The organism is Lentibacillus sp. (assembly GCF_035301675.1).
Taxonomy (GTDB): domain Bacteria; phylum Bacillota; class Bacilli; order Bacillales; family Amphibacillaceae; genus Lentibacillus.
The window spans coordinates 115,671-137,675 of sequence record NZ_DATGTT010000052.1; the positions used below are offsets into that span (position 1 = coordinate 115,671).

The following is a 22,005-nucleotide window of genomic DNA, read 5'->3' on the forward strand; positions in this document are numbered from 1 at the left end:
AATTTTCTTGTTATCCATCTTTTTGAACACGCACTTAATCATAAAATTCAGGAGGATGATGAACATGTCAAAAGTACTCTACGAAAAGGATATCCAGAAAGAAGTATTGCAGGCGAAAAAAATTACAGTTGTAGGTTATGGCTCACAAGGTCATGCCCATGCACTTAATTTGCGGGAAAGCGGCTATGATGTTGTTGTCGGTCTGAGACCAGGCAAATCCCAGCAAAAAGCCGAAGATGACGGGTTCGAGGTGTTACCGGTCGCCGAAGCCGTCAAACAGTCAGAAGTAGTCATGGTGCTGCTTCCGGATGAACATCAGACAACGGTTTATGAGGAAAGCATTAAACCAAATCTTGATGCTGGCAATGCGATTGCATTTGCGCATGGGTTCAATGTTCATTTTTCACAAATTGTCCCGCCGAGCGATGTCGATGTATTCATGGTTGCGCCAAAAGGGCCCGGACATCTGGTGCGCCGCACATACGAAGAAGGCGGCGGTGTTCCGTCATTATACGCGGTTTACCAGGATGTCACCGGAAATGCTAAAGAAGTAGCTCTTGCCTATGCGCAGGGGATCGGTTCAGCAAGGGCCGGCGTTTTGGAAACGAGCTTCCAGGAAGAAACGGAAACCGACTTGTTCGGTGAGCAGGCCGTCTTGTGCGGCGGGCTGTCCAGCCTTGTGAAAGCCGGGTTTGAAACCTTGACAGATGCCGGATATCAGCCTGAAGTGGCATACTTCGAATGTCTGCATGAAGTGAAGCTGATTGTTGATTTGATGTATGAAGGCGGTCTTGAAAACATGCGCTATTCCGTATCAGACACTGCTCAGTGGGGCGACTTTGTTTCCGGCGAACGTGTCATTAATGACGAAACGAAAGAACGTATGAAAGAAGTCTTGAATGACGTGCAATCAGGTGCATTTGCTAAAGGATGGATTCTCGAGAATCAGGCAAACCGCCCAGAATTCAATGCTATCAATGCACGGGAAAATAATCATCAGATTGAACGAGTCGGAAGGGAGCTTCGCGAGTTAATGCCTTTTGTCAAACAGCCGCTGCAATCCAAACAAAAAGAAAAACAAAAGGATGTGAAGGCACATGCCACAAATTAAAATTTTCGACACAACATTGCGGGACGGGGAGCAATCACCCGGTGTCAACCTGAATAAGCCGGAAAAACTGGAAATCGCCAAACAGCTGGAAAAAATGGGTGTTGACCGGATGGAGGCAGGCTTCCCTGCTTCCTCCAAAGGCGATTTTGAGGCAGTAAAGGAAATCGCCAAAATGATTAAAAACACATCAGTTACAGGTCTGGCACGAACAGTCAAATCAGACATTGATACTGCCTGGGAAGCACTGAAGTATGCTGAAGAACCGCGTCTTCACCTGTTTGTGGCAACTTCGCCGATTCACATGACCTATAAATTGAAACAGTCACCTGAGCAAGTATTGGAAAACGCCGTCAGCATGGTGAGCTACGCAAGGGAAAAATTTCCGCAAGTGGAATGGTCGGCAGAAGATGCATCCAGATCGGATTTAACCTTTTTGGCTCAGATCATTGAGAAAGTGATTGATGCCGGAGCGACCGTCATTAATCTTCCGGATACGGTCGGGTACACGACACCGGCAGAATATGGCGCCATGTTCCGCTACATCAGGGAAAATGTTCCGAATATTGATAAAGTGGAGCTCTCATGTCATTGTCATAATGATTTGGGCTTGGCTGTCGCCAACTCAATTGCCGCGGTAGAAAATGGCGTGACACAGGTGGAAGGAACGATTAATGGCATCGGGGAGCGGGCCGGCAACGCATCACTCGAGGAAGTTGCTGTCGCATTGCGCGTCCGTGCAGATTATTATCCGTACACCACCGGACTTAAACTTGATGAAACGAAACGCACAAGTGACCTGATTGCAAAATTGTCCGGCATGCATGTGCAGGCGAACAAAGCTATTGTTGGACGGAACGCCTTCCAGCATGAAGCGGGCATTCATCAGGATGGCGTCTTAAAGAACAAAGAAACGTATGAAATCATGACGCCGGAAATGGTCGGTGTTAAAGCCGATACGCTGTTCCTTGGGAAACATTCCGGACGTCATGCATTCAAAGACAGGGTCAATGAGCTTGGGGTTAATCTTTCAGAAGAAAAACTGACTGAAGCCTTCAAGATGTTCAAGCAGCTGACCGATCGTAAAAGAGAAGTAACCGATGATGACCTGTATACGATTTTGATGGAAATTCAGACCGATACGTCAGCGGTTAATAAATATCAGCTGGAAATGTTCCAGGTACAGTATGGAACATCCAATATTCCGACAGCCACTGTTTCCCTGACAGCACCGGATGGCAAGACCGTCCAGACCGCACAGACGGGACAGGGAAGTGTCGAGGCGTTATACAAGACATTGGACGCATTGATTAAGGAAGACCTGCAGCTGACCGACTATCAGCTTAACTCTGTCGGCCGCGGGCAGGATGCACTTGCTGAATCGCACGTACAGCTGATTGTCAATGGCGAAACGATGAACGGCAGAGGCACAGCTCAGGACGTTCTGCAGGCTTCAGTCAACGCATTTTTAAACGCCGTCAACCGCTATATCATCCATCAGAATACGTCGAAAGAAGAACCGGTCGTAAATAAATAGAGTTAGTTAATGTATTTCATATATAGCTTTAATTGATGAATTGCTTTTAGCAGTTGACATATACGAAGGATCCAGCGGAAAAAAGGCATCGGTGAAATCCCGGAGAAGCTCATCAGCCACCCTAAGGTGCGCGAAGTGTATGTCAGCTGTGGCAAGACGAAAGAGCCATTAAATAAAGGAGGGGAAGTAAATGAATAAACACATTGTTTTGCTTCCGGGAGATGGAGTTGGAAAAGAAATCATGAATTCGGCCAAACAAGTCCTGAGGGCAGTTGCCAGTGAATTTGGCCATAGCTTTACACTTCAGCAGCAAGAAATCGGCGGTACGGCCATCGACCAATTCGATACACCGCTGCCGGAAGCTACTGTTGAGGCGTGTCAGGAGGCTGATGCCATTTTACTCGGTGCTGTCGGCGGTGAAAAATGGGATGAATTGCCTGCTGAGAAACGGCCGGAAAAAGGCTTGCTGGGGATCCGCAAAGAACTCGGGCTGTTCGCTAATCTTCGTCCGATTAAAGGATTTCCATCATTGCTGCATGCTTCCCCGCTGAAAGAGCATATCATTGATGGCAGTGATATTTTAATTATTCGTGAGCTGACGGGAGGGCTTTACTTCGGCAAACCAAGCGAACGGCAGGATAACGGAGATGCGGTTGTTGATACACTTTATTATCGCCGGGATGAAATGGAACGGATCATTGATAAGGCTTTCCAGAGTGCCCGCTTGCGGTACAATCATCTGACTTCCGTTGATAAAGCAAATGTTCTGGAATCAAGTCGGATGTGGCGTGAAATCGTCAATGAAAAAAGCAAAGAATATCCTGATGTTGTGGTTGAACATGAGTTGGTTGACGCGGCTGCCATGAAACTGATCACTCAGCCGAATCAATTTGATGTAATGGTAACAGAGAACATGTTTGGTGATATTTTAAGCGACGAGGCATCGGTCTTGACGGGATCACTGGGCATGCTGCCATCTGCGAGTGTCCGCTCTGACGGTGTCGGTTTATATGAACCGGTTCACGGCTCAGCACCCGACATTGCCGGCCAGGGGATTGCCAATCCGTTAGGCACAATACTCTCGGTAGCATTAATGCTGCGTCACTCATTCCAGATGGAAGAAGAAGCCTCGGCTGTTGAGCGGGCGGTACGGGAATGTTTAGAGCAACGCTTTTATACAGCTGATTTGAATATCGCAAATGGCCAGCTCGTCAGTACGGAGCAAATGACAGAAGCAGTTTTGGATAATCTGACGGTCAAGAGTGTTTCCGACAGTATCTGCAGCATGTATGTCTAATAGAGGGTGTTCAAAAAGTCCGGTAACAATGACACATCGAATTTCTTCGTTGGCTTGTTTCTCCACGGCTCATGTATCTAAATGCATACATTCCGCTCCTTGGAAAAGAAAACCACTTTTCCTGCGTGCGAGGTAGCTCAGTAAAGCTTACCTTGTGCTCGAAACGACGCTGCCTTGAATTTCTCGGTCTTTGTTATCCTCCTTTTTGAACTTGTACTAATATGGAGGTGAAAAAATGGGAAAACCGGAAACGATTGTTGAAAAGGTTTGGAAAAACCATCTGGTTCATGAAGAGCCGGAAAAACCGGATTTAATGTATATTGATTTGCATCTGGTTCATGAAGTGACGTCACCGCAAGCGTTTGAAGGACTTCGCTTGAATAGTCGAAAGGTCAGGCGCCCCGATCTGACGTTTGCCACAATGGATCATAACGTCCCGACGCAAAACCGGGATGTCATTGAAGACCAGATTTCCAAAAAGCAAATGGATACACTGAAGAAAAACTGTAAAGACTTTGGTATTACTCTCGCCGATATGTTTCATCCCGACCAGGGAATTGTCCACGTAATCGGTCCGCAGCTGGGATTGACACAGCCGGGTAAAACGATTGTGTGCGGTGACAGTCATACGTCGACGCACGGAGCTTTCGGCGCGTTGGCATTTGGGATCGGAACGAGTGAAGTTGAACACGTTCTGGCCACACAGACGCTGTGGCAAAAGCCGCCGAAAACATTGAATGTCCATGTGGAAGGCGATCTCGGAACAGGTGTGACAGCCAAAGATCTGATTCTGGCGATCATCTCGAAATTCGGCGTCCGCTTCGGTTCCGGCTATGTGATGGAATATACGGGTGAAGCAATTCGGAATTTATCGATGGAAGGGCGAATGACCGTCTGTAACATGTCGATTGAAGCCGGTGCACGCGCCGGGTTGATCAGTCCGGATGAGACAACGGTGGAATTTTTGCGGGATAAACCGAATGTGCCACAAGGTGAAGCGTTCGATGAAAAAGCCCGCGAATGGCTGGCGCTGGCAACGGACGAAGGTGCCGAGTACGATGAGACGGTAACCATCAAGGCCGAGGAAATCGAACCGCAAGTATCATGGGGCACAAACCCCGGCATGTCTGTGCCGGTCAGCGGAAGCACACCGGAAGCCGACACATCTGATAATCATGATGAAGTGGCCCGGGCTTTGGAATACATGGGGCTTGATGAAAATCAGCCAATCGAGTCGATTAAAATTGATCATGTGTTCATTGGTTCCTGCACTAACTCGCGCATTACAGATTTGCGCAAAGCGGCTAAGGTTGTTGAAGGACATCAGGTTAATGACAACGTCAGGGCAATAGTAGTTCCCGGATCATTCGGAACAAAGCTTCAGGCGGAAAAAGAAGGTCTTGATGGCATTTTTAAAGAAGCCGGTTTCGAATGGCGTGAAGCCGGGTGCAGCATGTGTCTGGCTATGAATGACGATGTGGTGCCTCCCGGCGGTCGCTGTGCATCAACGTCCAACCGGAACTTTGAAGGCAGGCAGGGCAATGGCGCCCGCACGCATCTGGTCAGTCCGGAAATGGCAGCAGCTGCAGCTATTGAAGGGCACTTTGTCGATGTCCGCCAGTTCGCAGCAAACGTATACTCCTAGGAGGTGTGGAGCATGGAAGCGATTCGGGAGCATGAAGGGTTAGTAGTTCCGTTAGACCGGGCGAATGTCGATACGGATCAGATTATCCCAAAGCAATTTTTGAAACGGATTGAACGGACCGGGTTTGGTCAGTTTCTTTTCTACAACTGGCGATTCGATGACGATGGGAACAAGCACGGTGATTTTGTACTGAACCAGCCGGCCTACCAGGGAGGATCAATTCTTCTGGCTGGCGAGAATTTCGGCTGCGGTTCCTCGAGGGAGCATGCCCCATGGTCGCTTCTGGATTATGGTTTCCGCGTTATCATTGCCCCAAGTTTTGCGGATATTTTTTATAACAATGCATTGAAAAATGGCATCATCCCGGTTCAAATGGATGGGGAACAGGTTCATCAATGGATGAAACAGGCGGAAGCGAATAAATTCGTATTGGCTGTGGATTTGGAAAGGCAGATCATTCGCAGCAATGAGCAGGAAGTCCATTTTGATATACCCGCATATCATAAAGAAAATCTGCTTCATGGACTGGATGATATTGCTCTCACGCTGCAGCACGAGGCTAAGATTACGACGTTTGAAAACGCAGCGGAAGCATAAGGAATAATGGAAAACAATAGATATATAACGAAGGAGTGTGAAGGAATTGGGAATTGCTTAACTGGTGACCTCGTTGCCGAAGCCAGAAATCGCTTGGCAACGGTCGCTCACCGGACACCAATAATGAGATCAGCGACGACAGATGCGCTAGTTGGAAAACATGTTTATTTTAAGATGGAAAACCAGCAGAAAACTGGGTCATTCAAGTTCAGAGGTGCAAGTTTTAAACTGATGCAGCTCTCAGATGAACAATTGCAAAAAGGTGTGCTTGCCGCATCAGCCGGAAATCATGCTCAAGGGGTAGCAAATGCTGCTGCGAAATTGAATGCCCGGGCAACCATTTTTATGCCGGAAAAAACACCGATGGCCAAGGTCAACGCAACACGTGCTTACGGGGCAGAGGTTGTTCTGACTGGAGAATCATTTCAGGAAGCCTATGATGCTTCAATGAAACGACAAATGCAAACGGGTGCGGAATACATTCATCCGTTTGATGACTATGATATCATGGCCGGTCAGGGCACAATCGCAATGGAAATGCTGCAGCAGGAGGACCGGCTTGATACAATTCTGGTACCTGTCGGGGGCGGCGGTCTGATCAGCGGTATCGCTGCTGCTGTGAAGCATGTGAATCCGCGTATCAAGGTGATTGGTGTTCAATCAGCTGGTGCGTCTGCCATGTATCAAAGCTATTATAACAACCGCACAAAGCGTCTTGACCGTGTATCAACGATTGCAGACGGGATTGCTGTTAAGCAGCCCGGCGAACGGACGCTGCCGGTCATTAATCAATATGTTGATGATATTGTCACTGTCACTGATGAAGAGATAGCGTCTGCAATCGTTTATATGCTCGAGCGCAACAAAACGTTGCTGGAAGGTGCCGGTGCTGCTGCTCTGGCTGCATTGTTCTCGCAAGATATCGGTTCAAAGCACTGCGGAACAATTGTCAGCGGCGGCAATATGGATATTAGCACATTGCCGATGATCCAGCAGCTTGCAAATAAGCTGCACCAATCAGCGTAAATACACCAATAAATAAAACCTGCACTCGGGAGCAGGTTTTATTTATTATATCAGAAAGTATAAATTTTTGGCTTTATGAATGCTTTATCAAAAATTGCCACGTCCGGCTCCAGCACCCAGCGACTAGCGTGACTTCCTTCACCTCCGTCCGATAAGTCAACAGCGAATCACTTACGTTCATCGTGTTTCCTTTATCTCCTGCGGCCAGTGGGGCAGATCGGCTAAAACCGCCGCGATGCGCGGCAACGCCGACCCACCTGCGACGCGCAGGCGCAGTCCGTACGTCGCTAAACGGGCGCTTGCGCCTTTGTTCTTGGAAACTGCCTATAACGCTACATGTAAAGCTATGAAACAAAAGAGCGAGATCCCCAGCCAGATATGAATCTTTCGCCTTCTGGCAGTGGAACGGATAAGCCGCATCCAGCCGCTGATGACCATTGCTATCAGTACGGTTTCTGCCAGCAGACCGCTTAATAGTTTTATGTTTTGCCAGTTGAAACCAAACAAATTGATAACCAGAATAGTATGTATAATGATCAGGATAAGTGATGTTGTGCCGATCCACCGGTGATATGGCACGATTTTTTTCGATAGATTGGCGGGTTTTACTTTTGTCATTCGATTTTCGGTGTTTCGGATTGTTGAAAAAATAGCATGACGGGTCCAATTAAAGAGAAAGAGCAGCATTCCCAGCGCACCGAATACGATATGTAAAGGGATGCTGCCTCTTTCAATGATTTGCCACAGACCCATTCCCAGTAAGAGCAGATTGAAATAAAACCATTTACCCATAATATCCTCCGTAATGTGCTCCTGAGCGAACGTTTAGCGGGTCGATTATATCATAATTGGACTGGTGTGGTTGTGGTGAATATCACTCGCTTCTGCCATACTTGGGGAACTGACAAGACGTGTCCTGACTATAATCCCTATAGAGGTTGTTCAAATAGTCGGGTAAAAATGAACACTGAACTTCTTTGTTGGCTTGTTTCTCCGCGGCTCATGTATATAAAACATACATTCCGCTGCTCGAAACTGCGCCACCTCAAACACCTTGGTCTTTATTATCCTCACTATCCTCTTTTTGAATACGCACTTATAGGATCAATTTTTTTAAGAAACTGCTTATAAAAAAGAAGGGGCTGGGACATAACTAAAACGTTTAACATAAAAGACGAATGATAACCGGGATATTTAAGTGAAATGTATGGGTAAATCTTAACCACCGCTGCGGAAAAATGCTTCGCTTTCCGGGGGCGGCAGATGAGCCTCCTCGTGCTGTCGCACTTCGGGGCCTCATCTGGCCTATGCTCCCCCCAGGGGTCTCCGCATTTTTCCTTCGCTGGTTTAAATGAAAACGAATTATACTATAAAAAGAAAAATCCGAACTGATTCAAAATCTAATTGAAGAATTTTAAATCATCGTTCGGATTTTTCTTTGATTCATTACTTTTGTCTCCGCCTCTGGAGAAAATTAAATGGAGCATATCGGGCTCGAACCGATGACCTCATCGCTGCCAGCGATGCGCTCTCCCAACTGAGCTAATGCCCCGATGAGTCCGATATTAATTATAGACATTTTTCGAGATAATTTCAAGGGGGATTTTTATTTCGATTCAATTAAATGGACAAAGGTTATAAAAAATATTGTATGATTATACCAGCGAAACCATCCTATTTTCGAATATGGTTGGCCACTCTTTTGCATGTGTAAAATTTGTTGCACAATTCGTGTTAAATAATAATCCCGTACCACTTGATGTGATACGGGTTTTTTCCTTTTGGTTCAGCGTCAATAAGTTTGGATTGGTGCATCTCAGCGTGTTTCCAATGTGTATTTGTCTTGCGGGGCCTCTTTGATAAAGGGAGATGGTTCACTGCCGGTGATCATCATCAATTCATGCATGGCCCTTGTACATGCTGTATAGAAAAGGGTTCTGTTTGATTCGGAAGCATATTGCATTTCAGATGCATCAGGGATAATAACGGTGTCTACTTCAATCCCTTTAGCCAAATAAACAGGGAGCACCAGCAGTCCCTTTTGAAAGGAATATGTTTCTTCGTCAATTTGTTTTAATGTTAATTTATCTTTTAGCAAGTTAAAGATCATGTCGCTTTCGTGCGATGTTTTGCAAATGATCCCTATTGTTTGATGACCGTTTTCTTTCAGATCATTCGCGCATGTGATGATTGTTTCAGCCAAATCAGCCTGGCGATTGAGCCGGATTAGTTTCGGTACGCTTCCTTTCCGATTAAATGGCTCAATCGCTTCTCCTTCTGGGGCAAAGTGTTTTGTGAATTCAACAATTTGCTGTGTTGACCGGTAGCTTTTGGTCAGAGTGATTTTTTCATAGGTTTCCTGCTGTTTCCCTAACATAAGCGGATTTTTCTTTGCCGTATACGTGTATATCGCCTGGTTGATATCCCCTAGTAAGGTCATTCTGGCATACGGAAATAAATGTTGTATATAGGCAAACTGGAAGGCAGTATAATCCTGCGCTTCATCGATAACCAGATGACGTACTGCCCGATCATAATGATCACCTGTTAATAGACCCTGAAAATATAAATAGGGTGCAGCATCTTCCCATGTTACTAATTTGGATGATAAATTTGCAGCTGTCTGTTCACATATTTCTTCCCAATCATCAGGTGTTTCTTCCGGAGTCCATTCAGAAAATAATATTTGATAGGTGGCAAACACATTCACAAATTCAAAGCGTCTTATTTTCTTTTTAATGTTTGAAAAGGCTCTTTTAACGATTTCTCTACGAAGGATATCTTCCTCGATGCTGGACTCATTCTCACCATAGTCTGTCCAGCTTTGTGATTCATAAAAAGCCTTTAGATATTCTTCCTTATCCAACAACTCAATTTTTTCCATCACCCAATCCTTGTTTTTCTCATGTTTCTGTTGCTGACGTATTTTCTTTAGCAACCACTTGGAAACAAGTTCCATTTTGTTCGGTATCGCGATTCCATCGTCCAGGGAATAAAAATAATCACTTATTTGCTTTTTAGAAATAAGTATTTGTTTCTGAAATGCTACGTTTTTGAACTGGATATCCTGTTTATTTAAGTATGACATAAATGTATCGATCAGGTACTTAAATTCCAGACTGGATTTAAACTCAATATTTTTCATTCGAATCGCATATTCCCCGTCTATAGATCCAGTCAATAGATATTCCATTTGTTCAAAAGGGGACTCAATTTTAAGTTTATTTCCAATTCCTGATTTTAAATAATCCAAAAATGTTGATTGTCTTACATTCGTTTCGCCAAGTTCAGGAAGTACATTGGCGATATAACTCGTAAATAGAGGGTTCGGTGATAAAAGTACAATATTATTCGCATTTAATATGTCGCGATATTGATACATTAAGTAGGCAATACGCTGCAATGCTGCAGATGTTTTCCCGCTCCCGGCAACGCCTTGTACAACTAATATCTTATTACCTTTATTGCGAATGATTTTATTTTGTTCTTCCTGAATGGTGGCCACGATGCTTTTCATTTTTGTACTGGCATTATTCCCCAATGCCTGCTGCAACAGGCGATCGCCAATCGTAACCCCGGTGTCAAACATTCCTTTGATTACACCTTGTTTGATGATGAACTGCCTTTTGAGGGAAATGTCGCCCGTTATTGTACCTTCGACTGTTTCATATGCAGCTTCCCCAGGCGAATAGTCATAGTAAAGGCTGGATATAGGTGCACGCCAATCATATATGAGAAAATCTTCCTCATTTCTATCCGTTAATGAAGAAATACCAATATAAATTTGTTCGGCTTCATCTTCCGTGTCTTCTGTAAAATCAATCCGTCCGAAATATGGAGAATTCTTTAGCCTTTTTAATGTTTTCAGTTCTTCGTCAACTTTTCCGTGGATATTTTCTTTTTGGGATAAAAGTTCTGCCTGTTGTTTGATGCTGGCTTGCGTTTCGATAACATCATCAGGTTCATCCAAATTAATTGTTACATCTTCCCAAAAGTTTTTTCGGAGTTCAATGACGCTTTCCTTTAATCCCGAAGCCCTAGAGTATAACTTTTCCGCTTTACAGTTTATTTCATGGATGACATTATCCACTCGATGTTGCTCGTCCGTACGGTTATCAGCCTTATTCATTCTATCAGCTCCGCTCATTTTTGATGTTTATTGACTTTTAATAAAATGTTTGATATAATAAAATTGGATATTTTTATTATGAATATTAGGTTGTCCTAACTAAATAAGTGTACCACTATTACTTATTCCAAGCAATAAGTAATTTTATTTTTACAGTACCCTCATTATCCCCTATCTTCCTCAAGTCTTTTTTACAAATCTTCCTTATTAAAAATCGTTTAACCTATGATTTGCATTCGATTGCAATTTTCAGACGAATGAATCTAATCTATGATAAAATGGTTGTACAATAAAAGGATGGAGGGTTCAAAGAATGGCAAATCATTTTCCCGTTATGAAAGAAGCGGAAGAATTTTACTATCCCGGAAATACAACGGGGGTTCTTGTGATTCACGGATTTACCGGTACAACCCAGAGCATGCATTACCTTGACAAGCAATTTTCAGAAGAAGGGTTTACTGTATTCGGGCCGCGGCTGACCGGCCATGGAACTGACCCCGAGGATATGGAGCAACGTACATACCATGATTGGATCGAAACGGTGGAAAACGGATTGGACAAGCTGCAGGCCACATGTGAGGAAGTATTTGTAGCCGGGCTGTCTATGGGCGGCACACTGACACTCTATCTGGCGGAAAACCATCCGGAGATAAAAGGCATTATGCCGATTAATGCAGCAACGCACATGCCTGATTTAATTGAAAATTATGAGTCTCTTAAAGATGCGGAAACCCGGTTTGTGCCGGGCATCGGGTCGGATATCAAACAGGAAGCTGCAGAAGAGTTGGCTTATAAGCAGACTCCGGTCAAGTCGATGAAAGAATTGATTCAATTAAGCGATCTAGTGAAAGAAAAACTTCCAGGGATAACGGCTCCTGCCATGATTTTGTCTTCTGCTGAAGATCATGTTGTGCCCCCTGAAAACTCACGGGAGATTTATGAATCCATCTCATCTGAGGACCGGGAATTTGTGGTGCTGGAAAACAGTTATCATGTCGCAACACTGGACAATGACAAAGAGCTGATTGCAGAGAAGTGTGTGAAATTTATCAGAGATAGAATAGAGTGAATTGAATTTAAATAGAGAAGGTGATGGAAAGATGCTGGAAGAATACGGCTTGAAACGTGTGACGCTTGATCTTCCATTCCGGCTTGATCATGTGAATTGCTTTTTGGCAGAGGGTGAGAACGGCTGGATTGTGATAGACGCCGGCTTACATAACGACCAGACAGTCAAGCGGTGGGAAACCGAATTGTATGGAAAGAACGTTACCGATATTATTGTGACGCATTATCATCCGGACCATTTCGGTTATGCTGGCGGGCTCCAGGCAGAACACAATGCACGGATTCACATGTCTGAAATAGATTATAACGCTGCTTTAAACGCTTGGGATCAGCAGTTTTTGGACGAGCTTTCACATAACTATTTGCTGGCAGGCATTCCAGAATTGCAGGCTGAAAAAATGCTGAATAATACGAGGGAATTTGTCCCGATTGTAACGCCATATCCGAAAGTGGATCATTTTTTAGAGGATGGTGACATCATCACGATTGGCAAGTATGACTATGAGGTATTTGCGACACCGGGACATTCGGATGGTTTGATAACGTTTTATAATAGGGAGAATAACGTCCTTCTTTCAACAGATCATATTTTGCCGAAGATAACGCCGAATATTTCATATTGGTTTCACGGTGATCCCAATCCTTTGGCACGGTATTTGGAATCATTGGATCACATAAAAAGACTTGATGCGGATTTAGTAGTTCCTTCACATGGTGATCCATTTCACGGTGCTAACGACCGCATAGCGGAAATAAAGGCCCATCATGACGAACGGCTGAATCAGACGCTCACGTCGCTAGGCCGTGGCAGCTCCGTCTATGAGGTTTGCAAAGAGCTATTTCAAAAAGAACTTACGGTTCACGAGATGCGGTTTGCGGTTGGTGAAACACTGGCTCACCTTGAATATTTGCGATACGAGGGAGAGTGTAAAAGAGAGCTCGGTGATGGCAAGTATCAGTATTATTTGTAGCCTGGTAGTTTAAAATGAACTCTCGTGAGCAGCAAGGCTGAAATTTTCTCCCTCCGGCAGAAGTTCCTGTTTTGGGGCAGAAGTCTTCTTTCTCCGGCAGAAGATTTTTTCTTCGGGCAGAAGTTTTTTCTCTCCGGCAGAAGTACCAGCTCTGGAGCAGAAGTTTCTATACTCGGGCAGAAAAATTCTTCTTCGGGCAGAAGTTCTTATTTTCCGGCAGAAGGTGCTCAACTTCCGTTTTCTCTTCCGGCAATAGTGGTGTCCGTGCTCGGGCGTTGTTCAAAGACAACCTTCTTGTTGACGGTTTCTTTATCATTAACGGGAAACGTTCGAATCATGTCTGTAATCCCCCCACCGTGCGGCGGCAACCGCTTCACTGGTACCGGGAAAATTCAATGGGCATAGTTTTCCTTGATCGTTTCAATTTCTTCCATTAAGTCGCTGCCGACTGTCTGCTCTGCTTCATTGTAAACCGGACGGAGAGCTTTCCGCCATTGTGCACGTTCTTCTGCTGACAATGTATAAATTTCAAGCGACTGATTTGATCTGATTGCTCGGGCATGCTGATCGTTGATTTCGATGGCATGCCTCCGCCCCCATGCCGTTGCTTCATGCATGGCTTCGTTAATTGATTCCTGAACCTGTGAAGACAATCCGTTCCAAAAATCCCGGTTCATTAATACGCCGTAGCCAAGGTAACCGTGATTGCTGATCGTGAGATACTGCTGATGTTCGTAAAACTTTTTTGTATTGATGTTGGATAGGGTGTTTTCCTGCCCATCCACAAAATCCACTTTAAGATTTTGATAGGTTTTATTAAAGGGCAAAATACTGGTGCTTGCATTCAATTGGTTGAATTGCTCTTGGATCACAGCGCCTGGCATTGTGCGGAAGTGAAGCCGGCTGAAATCGTCCGGTGTGCGGATTACAGATTCCTGAGTAGTGATTTGTTTGAATCCATTATACCACAAATCCAGCCCTTTCACGTTTGTATGTTCCAGTCCTTCAAGCAGCGCTTTTCCAATCTTACCTTCATAGGCCGCCTCTACAGCCCGGTAATTTGGAAAGGCAAAGGGCAGGTCAAGAATTTGCCATATCGGATAATGCTCACTGATTTTTGCAGTTGCCGGAGCTATCATTTCGACACTTCCGTTTTGGACAGCTTTCCATTCATTCGCGTCATTATATAGTATGGCATTAGGAAATATATGAACTTTTACTTTACCGTTTGTTTTATCTTCAAGGAGTGCTGCAAACTTTGTAGCCGTTCTTCCTTTTGGTGTATTTTCAGCTGCGACATGACTGAAGCGGATAATGATTTGCTCCTGCAACCCTTCCTGTTCGTCATCATAATAGGTGTCGGAAGCAATCCCTTCCATATCAAATCCAATCATTACAGCAGAGATAATTCCTGCTACAATAAACGATAGAATTATAACAAAGTTGCGCAAATCATTCACCCGCCTGTATATAATGGTACTGCCAATTTTATCATATTATTTTGATTTTTGTTGATTTATAGGAGGCGTTTTGAAATGGGATTAAAGAAGCTGCCGATACGCCTTAAAATTATGATTTTATCGTTTGGTATTGTGCTGTTTTCCTTACTGATAGGCGGGATTACTGTTATTGGCAATAAATACGAGGGTGAAGAAGAACAATTGGGTGAGCGGGGACTGATGACAGGCAGAATCGTGGCGAATTTGCCTGAGGTTAAGAATGGTTTGATACAGCCAGATGGATGGGAAACCGTTAATCCAGCTGTGGAGCAGATGCAAACAATTAATCGTGTTGATTATATTGTTGTTTTGAATATGAACCGGATTCGCTATTCCCATCCGCTAGATGAACAGCTCGGGACAGTTTCTTCCGGGAAAGATGAAGGTGCAGCATTTGCCGAGCACAGCTACGTCACGAGAGCTAAGGGGGAACAGGGGACTGTTGTACGTTCCTTTGTCCCAATCATGAACGACAATCATGAACAAATCGGTGTGGTCATTGTGGGTAATATGCTGCCGTCATTTCTGTCAATCCTATCAGCGATCCGTGTTGAAATCACTGTCATTGCCTTATTGACACTGGCATTCGGTATTGCAGGCTCCTATCTTTTGGCAAGGCATGTCAAACAACAAACCTTTTTTATGGAGCCGTATGAAATGGCACGTGTGCTTGAAGAGCGTACAGCTGTTTTCCAGGCGATGCATGAAGGCGTAATCGCCGTCGACCGGAACGAAAAGCCGGTTGTCTTTAATGAAAAGGCAAAAGGGATATTAGGTATTGATGGGAAAGTGAATGGCAAGCCACTGGAAGCGATGTTTACCAATCATGAAATCAGCAGACATCTCAGAAAGAAGTCAAAAAAGTTTAATGAAACGGTCCGCGTCGGTGACCGCCTGATTTTACTGAACCGTATTCCAATCAAAGTGGAAGGAGAGGTTGTCGGTACAATGGTCATCTTTCAGGATAAAACCGATGTGACTAAAATGGCTGAGGAATTGACTGGAGTGAAAGCATTTGTTGACGCACTGCGCGTGCAGAATCATGAATATATGAATAAACTGCATACAATCGCCGGTCTCATTCAATTGGATCAAAACGAACGAGCTTTGGAATATGTCTTTCAAATGACCGATAAACAGAAAAAGCTTTCAAAATATATTTTGGAGCGGATTGAAAATTACAGCATTGCCGGTCTGATCATCAGTAAAATCCGCAGAGGCGGGGAACTGGGTATTGACGTCACGCTGAATGAGTCAAGCAAACTTGAAACATTTCCTGCAATGGTCAATGATCATGATCTTGTTAAGATGCTGGGAAATTTGATCGAAAATGCGTTTCATGCTTTAAAAGGATTCACTAATGCTGAGAAGCATGTTGACATCACAATTATACAAAATGCTGACAGATGTCTGATCGAAGTTGCAGATAATGGCACCGGTATAACTGAAAATGATCAGCACCACATATTTGAAAAAGGCTATTCAACGAAAAAAGGGGATGGCTCCGGCCTTGGACTTTATTTAATTAAACAGACGGTAACGAAAGCAGGCGGTACGATAAACGTTCATTCGTCAGTGAATAAAGGAACAGAAATGGTTATCGAACTGCCAATGCAGATGGGAGGGAAAACGGCCAATGAAGCAGTCAGATAAAATCAGTGTATTATTAATTGAAGATGATCCGATGGTTCAGGAAGTTAACAAGCAAATGATTGAGAAGGTTGAAGACTTCCAGGTGATAGCGGCCGCCGCGGATGGGAATAAAGGATTGAATATTGCAGAAAAGCAAAGTCCTGATCTCGTTGTGCTTGATATTTTCATGCCTGAACTTGATGGAATCCAAACTTTAAATAAACTTCGCAGTGCAGAAATGGATATTGATGTTCTCGTCATTTCAGCAGCAGATGATACAGACACGATCAAAAAGGCGCTGCAGTATGGTGCGATCGACTATATTATCAAACCATTCAAATTTGACCGACTGGTTCAAGCTTTAAATAAATACAAAGCATTTCTGCGCCAATTTTCCCGGTCAGCCAGAACCGAGCAGCAACAGCTTGATGCGCTGATATCACAAACCACTGACAAACAATATGATACATACCTTCCAAAAGGATTAAATCAGCAAACACTGAAACAAGTAAAAAGTTATTTAGCCGGACAGACATCATCTGTATCGGCAGATGAAACGGCCTCCTATATCGGAATTGCCCGCGTTACCGCAAGACGTTATCTTGATTACATGGTGAAAGTTGAACAGGCGGAAATCCATTTGCAATACGGGGAAGTGGGGCGTCCGATTAATCGCTATCAGCTAAAATGATCAGATCAAAGACCAAAAAGACCAAAATGTCCATTATGTTCGTAATATTTAAAAACTTAATTGAAAGCGTTAACATGGAAGAAATATTTAAGTGGGGGGACAGGATTATGAAGAAAAATCTTGTTTTTATCAGTCTATTTCTTATGATTATTTTTCTTGCAGCCTGTGGAGGCGACAGCGAGTCTGCTGAGGGGACGGAAGAATCAGGCGGCGGTGGTGAATCGCTTGTTTTTGGGACCGGGGGGACATCCGGAACATATTATCCAATTGGCGGTGCCCTGAAACCGATTTTTGAAGAAAGTGACCAGGTCGGTAATGTGACAGTTGAGTCGACCGGTGCTTCGGTTGCCAACATCCAAAACATGCAGGATGGATTAAACCAAATGACGATTATTATGAGTGATGTTGCCTATGATGCATTGGAAGGAACAGGCCAGTTTGAAGGCAATCAAACAGATATCCAGGCAATGGCCGGTATGTATCAAAATGTCGTACAAGTTGTAGCGATGGCTGACAGCGGAATTGAAACGATTAAAGATCTGGAAGGAAAACGGGTCGGTGTCGGTAAAGTGGGCTCCGGTGTTGAACAGAGTGCACAAAAAGTGTTAGAGGCAGTCGATTTAACTTACGATAACCTTTCCAAAGTAACACATACCGGATACGCTGACAGTGTCCAGGAAATGAAGAATGGCACGCTTGATGCTGCTTTTTTCACGTCCGGTGTTCCAAATAGCAATATCACCGATTTGAAACAGCAAAATGAAATCGTATTCGTTGAAATTAAAGATGACGTTGCTTCAACGTTAATGGACAGCTATCCCTTCTATAAGGAGTATACGATTCCTGCCGGGGATGAAGCCATGTATAACCTTGACCAGGAAGTAACCACTGTTGGCATTCAAAATATGATTACCGTTTCACCGGATTTGAGTGAAGATCTCGTTTATGATCTGACCAAGCGTTATTACGAGTATCTTGGCAGTGATGAGGTTTCGATCAGTGCATTGAATCAATTGCCTCGCGAAGATATAGCCAAAGGTTTAGTCGCACCGCTGCACCCTGGCGCCAAGAAATTTTATGAAGAGAATGGCATGCTGGAATAGTCGATGTTCCGAAGATATAAAACAGGCTTTTCTTTAGCACTTCTTATTCTGGTTTTAATCGGGGTGATGTTTATCCCGGTAAAAGCGCTGACTATTTTGAACGGCGGGCAGAAAGTTTATGCTCTATATTTGAAAGAGCAATCCTTTTCCATTCAGTGGACACATTCAGTCGAAAAGGAGGATTGGATAGAGTATTTTAATATCAGGGATGATGTATTGTATTTAGAGTCAACCAAATTCAAAACGTTCGGTGCAGGTGTTCCATCTCAATCGGAACACCCTGCCGTTTTAAAAGATGGCTGGGTTCATATGGATGTTCAACGGGAAATCGGCGAAGCGCTGGTTGTCCGTTCTCATCAGTTGAACGACTATCAACTGGCGTTTGGAAGTCATACCTATGATTTAAAACCAAGTGATGAAGCGTACACGATAACCGTAAGCAAAGCACCTTTACATTTTATATTATTCACACATTTGAAGCGCATTGTGAGGTGAGGGAATGGATAAGGATCAGAAATCAAAAATTGAGGACTATGACCGTGAAAGCAACATCAGAACTAATTATCCGAAAAGCATCGGTATTTTCATAACCGTTGCTGGAGCAGCGCTTGGTTTGTTCCATTTATATACATCATACGCAGGGTCGTTAGTGGATATAAAGCAAAGGAGCATTCATTTATATGTGCTGATGCTATTAGGGTTTTTATTATATCCGCTTATTAAAAAAGGGAGTAAGAACAAAATACCATTTTACGATTATATCATCGCTGGCTTGGCAGCAGGAGCCGGTCTTTATATGTTGTTTACCGCTAATCGAATTATTGAATCAGGCGGTCAGATCAATCAAGTGGATTTGTACGTCGGGTTTGCTGTGCTGATTCTGCTGCTGGAAATAACCCGGCGTGTTACCGGATTGGGATTGACCTTGCTGGCGCTTGGATTCCTTATTTACGGTTTTTACGTTAAACTGTCTGTATATCCGGAATTGACAGCTCCTGTCGTTCTTAACGTATCAGAAGGCATCATTACCCAATTGGTATATATTACAGAAGGTATTCTGGGTACCGCTATCGGCGTTTCAGCCAGTTATATCATTCTATTCATTTTGTTTGGTGCGTTTTTAAGCAAGTCCGGCATGGGGCAGATGTTTAATGATTTGGCAATGGCTGTTGCGGGACATACAAAAGGCGGCCCTGCTAAAGTCGCTGTCCTGTCGAGTGGTTTTTTGGGTTCGATTAACGGATCGGCTATTGCCAACGTTGTAACAACCGGCGCATTTACCATTCCATTAATGAAGAAAATCGGCTATCATAAAAATTTTTCGGGTGCAGTCGAATCAGCCGCAAGTGTCGGCGGGCAGATATTGCCGCCGATTATGGGCGCAGCGGCATTTATTATGGCTGAAAATCTGGGGATACCATACACGACCATTATTCTTGCAGGCATCATCCCAGCTTTGTTGTTTTATATTGGTATTTTGCTTCAGGTTCATATCCGTGCATCAAAACTTGGATTAAAAGGGCTGAACCGGGATGAACTTCCGTCCGTTACGGGAGTGCTGAAAAAACGCGGTCATTTATTGATTCCAATGGTTATTTTGTTATACTTGCTGTTCTCAGGTAAAACACCCTTTTACGCAGCATTCTGGTCCATCATTGCAACTGTTATTATAACGGGAACAGGCAGGATGCTTGTGATAAGTGCAGCCGTTTCCATGTTTTTAATTTTTGAACCGCAAGTCCGTGCGATTTTATCCGGTGCCAATATGCCAAGCATTCGGGACAATTGGCTTGAGCTCACTTTAGTTGTAGTCGTTCCTTTAATTGTTAATCTGATTCGTAAAAAAGCAGGTGTTAAGGCTGAGGAGATCAATGTCAGGTCATTTGTCGGCGCGCTGGAGGATGGTGTCAGGACGACTATTCCTGTGGCTATTGCCTGTGGTGCTGTCGGCATCATTGTGGGGATTGCCTCACTTACCGGTGTGGCACTGGAAATCGCCAGTACAATCGTAAGCCTTGGTGAAGTAATTGACAGCCCGGTTGTCCAATTGCTGATCACTCTGGTGTTGACAATGGTTGCATCGATTATTTTGGGTATGGGGCTTCCAAGTATCCCGACATATATTATAACGAGTACAATGGCCGCGCCAATATTGCTTCAGCTTCCTTATTTCAGGGAATTGGCAGGATCTGGTGAAACAGCGGTATTTGTTGCACATATGTTTGTATTTTATTTTGGTATTTTTGCCAATATCACACCGCCTGTTGCGCTCGCGGCATTTGCCGGATCTGGTATCAGTGGCGGTAATCCGATGCGGACAGGGTTTCAGGCTATGAAACTGGCAATTGCCGGGTTTATTGTACCGTTCATGTTTGTGTTCTCCAATGAAATGCTGATGATTGATGCCACAATCTGGAGTGTTCTCTTAATAGCGGTAACCTCATTGATAGGTGTCTTACTATTATCAGTTGCAGCAGAGGGACACTTCAAGGTTCCGCTCCGCTGGTATTTAAGAATAATAGCAATTGTCGGGGCATTGTTTTTGATATATCCGGGAATATGGACGGATGTTGCAGGGTTAATTGCATTCACCTTGGTAATTGCAAACCGCTTTACTAAAAAATTGAACAGGAACCGGCCTCAATCGCAGAACAATGATGTGTCTTTAATTGATTCCGGTTTTTGTGAGGAGGTATTTAAATGGATCTTGGTCTGAAAGATAAATCCGTCATTGTATTGGCGTCCAGCAAAGGACTGGGAAAAGCAACCGCCAACCAATTTGCTTCAGAGGGAGCACGCGTATATTTGGCCAGTCGCGATGAAGATGCGCTGGAAAAAGCGGCAGCAGAAATACGTGAAGAGACAGGTAATCCCAATGTGGCGTACAGTGTTTGTGACATTAAAAATGATGATTCGATAAAACAACTGGTTGCTAAAGCAGTCAGGGATTACGGATCAGTCGACGTATTAGTCAATAATGCAGGTGGTCCCCCGGCAGGTACGTTCGACGATGTTGATGATGATGCCTGGCAGCATGCGTTTGAGCTGAATCTTCTGAGTTTCATCCGTGCGATTCGGGAAGTCCTGCCTTATATGAGAGAGCAGGGCGGAGGACACATTTTAAATTTTGCTTCTTCATCCATCAAGCAGCCAATCGATGGGCTGATTTTGTCAAATACGTTCAGGGCCGGGATTACCGGACTTGCTAAAAGTTTGTCGCAGGAACTCGCGGGCGATAACATTCTGATTAACACAATTGGCCCCGGTAGGATTGGTACCGACCGTGTCGATCATCTTGATTCGGTTCAGTCTGAAAAACTTGGCATGCCGATTGAGGAGGTCAGAGAAAAAGCTGAGAGTAAAATCCCGATCGGCCGTTACGGAGAACCTGAAGAGTTTGCCCGAACAGCTGTGTTTCTCTGCTCACAAGCGAATACGTACGTTACCGGACAATCACTCTTGGTTGATGGCGGGATGGTTAAGGCACTATAAAATTTAACCATATAGCGTTGTTGGAAAACGTTGGAGTAAAAGTGTTTATTAAAGAAAATCCCTAAGTTGGTATTAATAACCCGCTACGGAATATACTTCGCTTTCCGCGGGCGGCTGGTGAGCCTCCTTGTGCTGGCGCACTGCGGGGTCTCACCTATGCCTTTTCTCCCGCAGGAATCTCCGTATATTTCCTCCGATAAATCAGTTTAT

Annotated in this window: 17 protein-coding genes and 1 tRNA gene; 14 read left to right on the top strand and 4 right to left on the bottom strand. The window is 44.3% G+C overall.

Features of this window, described 5'->3' with window-relative positions:
- Positions 1-55 precede the first annotated feature (55 nt).
- From ilvC to ilvA, 6 genes are all read left to right on the top strand, one after another.
- Positions 56-1,111: a ketol-acid reductoisomerase gene (gene ilvC / locus VK097_RS09580; protein ID WP_414672171.1), complete on the top strand. Its 1,056-nt coding sequence runs from the start codon at positions 56-58 to the stop codon at positions 1,109-1,111.
- Positions 1,098-2,645, top strand: a complete 1,548-nt coding sequence (locus VK097_RS09585; RefSeq protein ID WP_324211580.1) for a 2-isopropylmalate synthase — start codon at positions 1,098-1,100, stop codon at positions 2,643-2,645. The genes ilvC and VK097_RS09585 overlap by 14 nt, the downstream gene beginning before the upstream one ends.
- A gap of 190 nt (positions 2,646-2,835) precedes the next feature.
- Positions 2,836-3,942, top strand: coding sequence for a 3-isopropylmalate dehydrogenase (gene leuB, locus VK097_RS09590; protein WP_324211581.1), 1,107 nt, complete (start codon positions 2,836-2,838; stop codon positions 3,940-3,942).
- Between the two features lie 235 nt (positions 3,943-4,177).
- Positions 4,178-5,587: a 3-isopropylmalate dehydratase large subunit gene (gene leuC / locus VK097_RS09595; protein ID WP_324211582.1), complete on the top strand. Its 1,410-nt coding sequence runs from the start codon at positions 4,178-4,180 to the stop codon at positions 5,585-5,587.
- Between the two features lie 12 nt (positions 5,588-5,599).
- The gene (gene leuD / locus VK097_RS09600) at positions 5,600-6,184 is read left to right on the top strand and encodes a 3-isopropylmalate dehydratase small subunit (protein ID WP_324211583.1); all 585 of its coding nucleotides are present in this window, start codon (positions 5,600-5,602) and stop codon (positions 6,182-6,184) included.
- A gap of 6 nt (positions 6,185-6,190) precedes the next feature.
- Positions 6,191-7,210 (top strand): threonine ammonia-lyase, encoded by a 1,020-nt coding sequence (gene ilvA, locus VK097_RS09605; protein WP_324211584.1) that lies wholly within the window; start codon positions 6,191-6,193, stop codon positions 7,208-7,210.
- Between the two features lie 324 nt (positions 7,211-7,534).
- On the opposite strand, the gene VK097_RS09610 is transcribed toward ilvA, so the two are convergent.
- The 3 genes from VK097_RS09610 to helD all read right to left on the bottom strand — a co-directional run bounded on the left by VK097_RS09610 (position 7,535) and on the right by helD (position 11,339).
- Entirely contained in the window at positions 7,535-8,002 is a 468-nt protein-coding gene (locus VK097_RS09610; protein ID WP_324211585.1) for a hypothetical protein, read from the bottom strand.
- A gap of 687 nt (positions 8,003-8,689) precedes the next feature.
- Positions 8,690-8,762: transfer RNA gene (locus VK097_RS09615), tRNA-Ala, on the bottom strand.
- Positions 8,763-9,026: 264 nt separating this feature from the next.
- Positions 9,027-11,339 (bottom strand): RNA polymerase recycling motor HelD, encoded by a 2,313-nt coding sequence (helD, locus tag VK097_RS09620; RefSeq protein WP_324211586.1) that lies wholly within the window; start codon positions 11,337-11,339, stop codon positions 9,027-9,029.
- 313 nt (positions 11,340-11,652) lie between these two features.
- On the opposite strand from helD, the gene VK097_RS09625 reads away from it, so the two are divergent.
- Complete coding sequence (locus tag VK097_RS09625) at positions 11,653-12,408, top strand: alpha/beta hydrolase (RefSeq protein ID WP_324211587.1); 756 nt, start codon at positions 11,653-11,655, stop codon at positions 12,406-12,408.
- Position 12,409: 1 nt separating this feature from the next.
- Positions 12,410-13,378, top strand: coding sequence for an MBL fold metallo-hydrolase (locus VK097_RS09630; protein ID WP_324211588.1), 969 nt, complete (start codon positions 12,410-12,412; stop codon positions 13,376-13,378).
- Positions 13,379-13,770: 392 nt separating this feature from the next.
- Here the strand turns inward: VK097_RS09630 and VK097_RS09635 are convergent, their stop codons facing one another.
- Complete coding sequence (locus VK097_RS09635) at positions 13,771-14,829, bottom strand: DctP family TRAP transporter solute-binding subunit (RefSeq protein WP_324211589.1); 1,059 nt, start codon at positions 14,827-14,829, stop codon at positions 13,771-13,773.
- Positions 14,830-14,913: 84 nt separating this feature from the next.
- Here VK097_RS09635 and VK097_RS09640 point away from each other — a divergent pair, with 84 nt between their 5' ends.
- The 6 genes from VK097_RS09640 (at position 14,914) to VK097_RS09665 (ending at position 21,795) form a co-directional block, all read left to right on the top strand.
- Positions 14,914-16,530 (top strand): sensor histidine kinase, encoded by a 1,617-nt coding sequence (locus tag VK097_RS09640; RefSeq protein ID WP_324211590.1) that lies wholly within the window; start codon positions 14,914-14,916, stop codon positions 16,528-16,530.
- Positions 16,514-17,200, top strand: a complete 687-nt coding sequence (locus VK097_RS09645) for a response regulator (RefSeq protein WP_324211591.1) — start codon at positions 16,514-16,516, stop codon at positions 17,198-17,200. The genes VK097_RS09640 and VK097_RS09645 overlap by 17 nt, the downstream gene beginning before the upstream one ends.
- Positions 17,201-17,307: 107 nt before the next feature.
- The gene (locus tag VK097_RS09650) at positions 17,308-18,303 is read left to right on the top strand and encodes a TAXI family TRAP transporter solute-binding subunit (protein WP_324211592.1); all 996 of its coding nucleotides are present in this window, start codon (positions 17,308-17,310) and stop codon (positions 18,301-18,303) included.
- A gap of 3 nt (positions 18,304-18,306) precedes the next feature.
- Entirely contained in the window at positions 18,307-18,798 is a 492-nt protein-coding gene (locus VK097_RS09655) for a DUF1850 domain-containing protein (RefSeq protein ID WP_324211593.1), read from the top strand.
- A gap of 4 nt (positions 18,799-18,802) precedes the next feature.
- Positions 18,803-21,019, top strand: a complete 2,217-nt coding sequence (locus tag VK097_RS09660) for a TRAP transporter permease (RefSeq protein ID WP_324211594.1) — start codon at positions 18,803-18,805, stop codon at positions 21,017-21,019.
- Positions 21,004-21,795 (top strand): SDR family oxidoreductase, encoded by a 792-nt coding sequence (locus VK097_RS09665; protein WP_324211595.1) that lies wholly within the window; start codon positions 21,004-21,006, stop codon positions 21,793-21,795. The genes VK097_RS09660 and VK097_RS09665 overlap by 16 nt, the downstream gene beginning before the upstream one ends.
- The last annotated feature ends 210 nt before the right edge of the window (positions 21,796-22,005 follow it).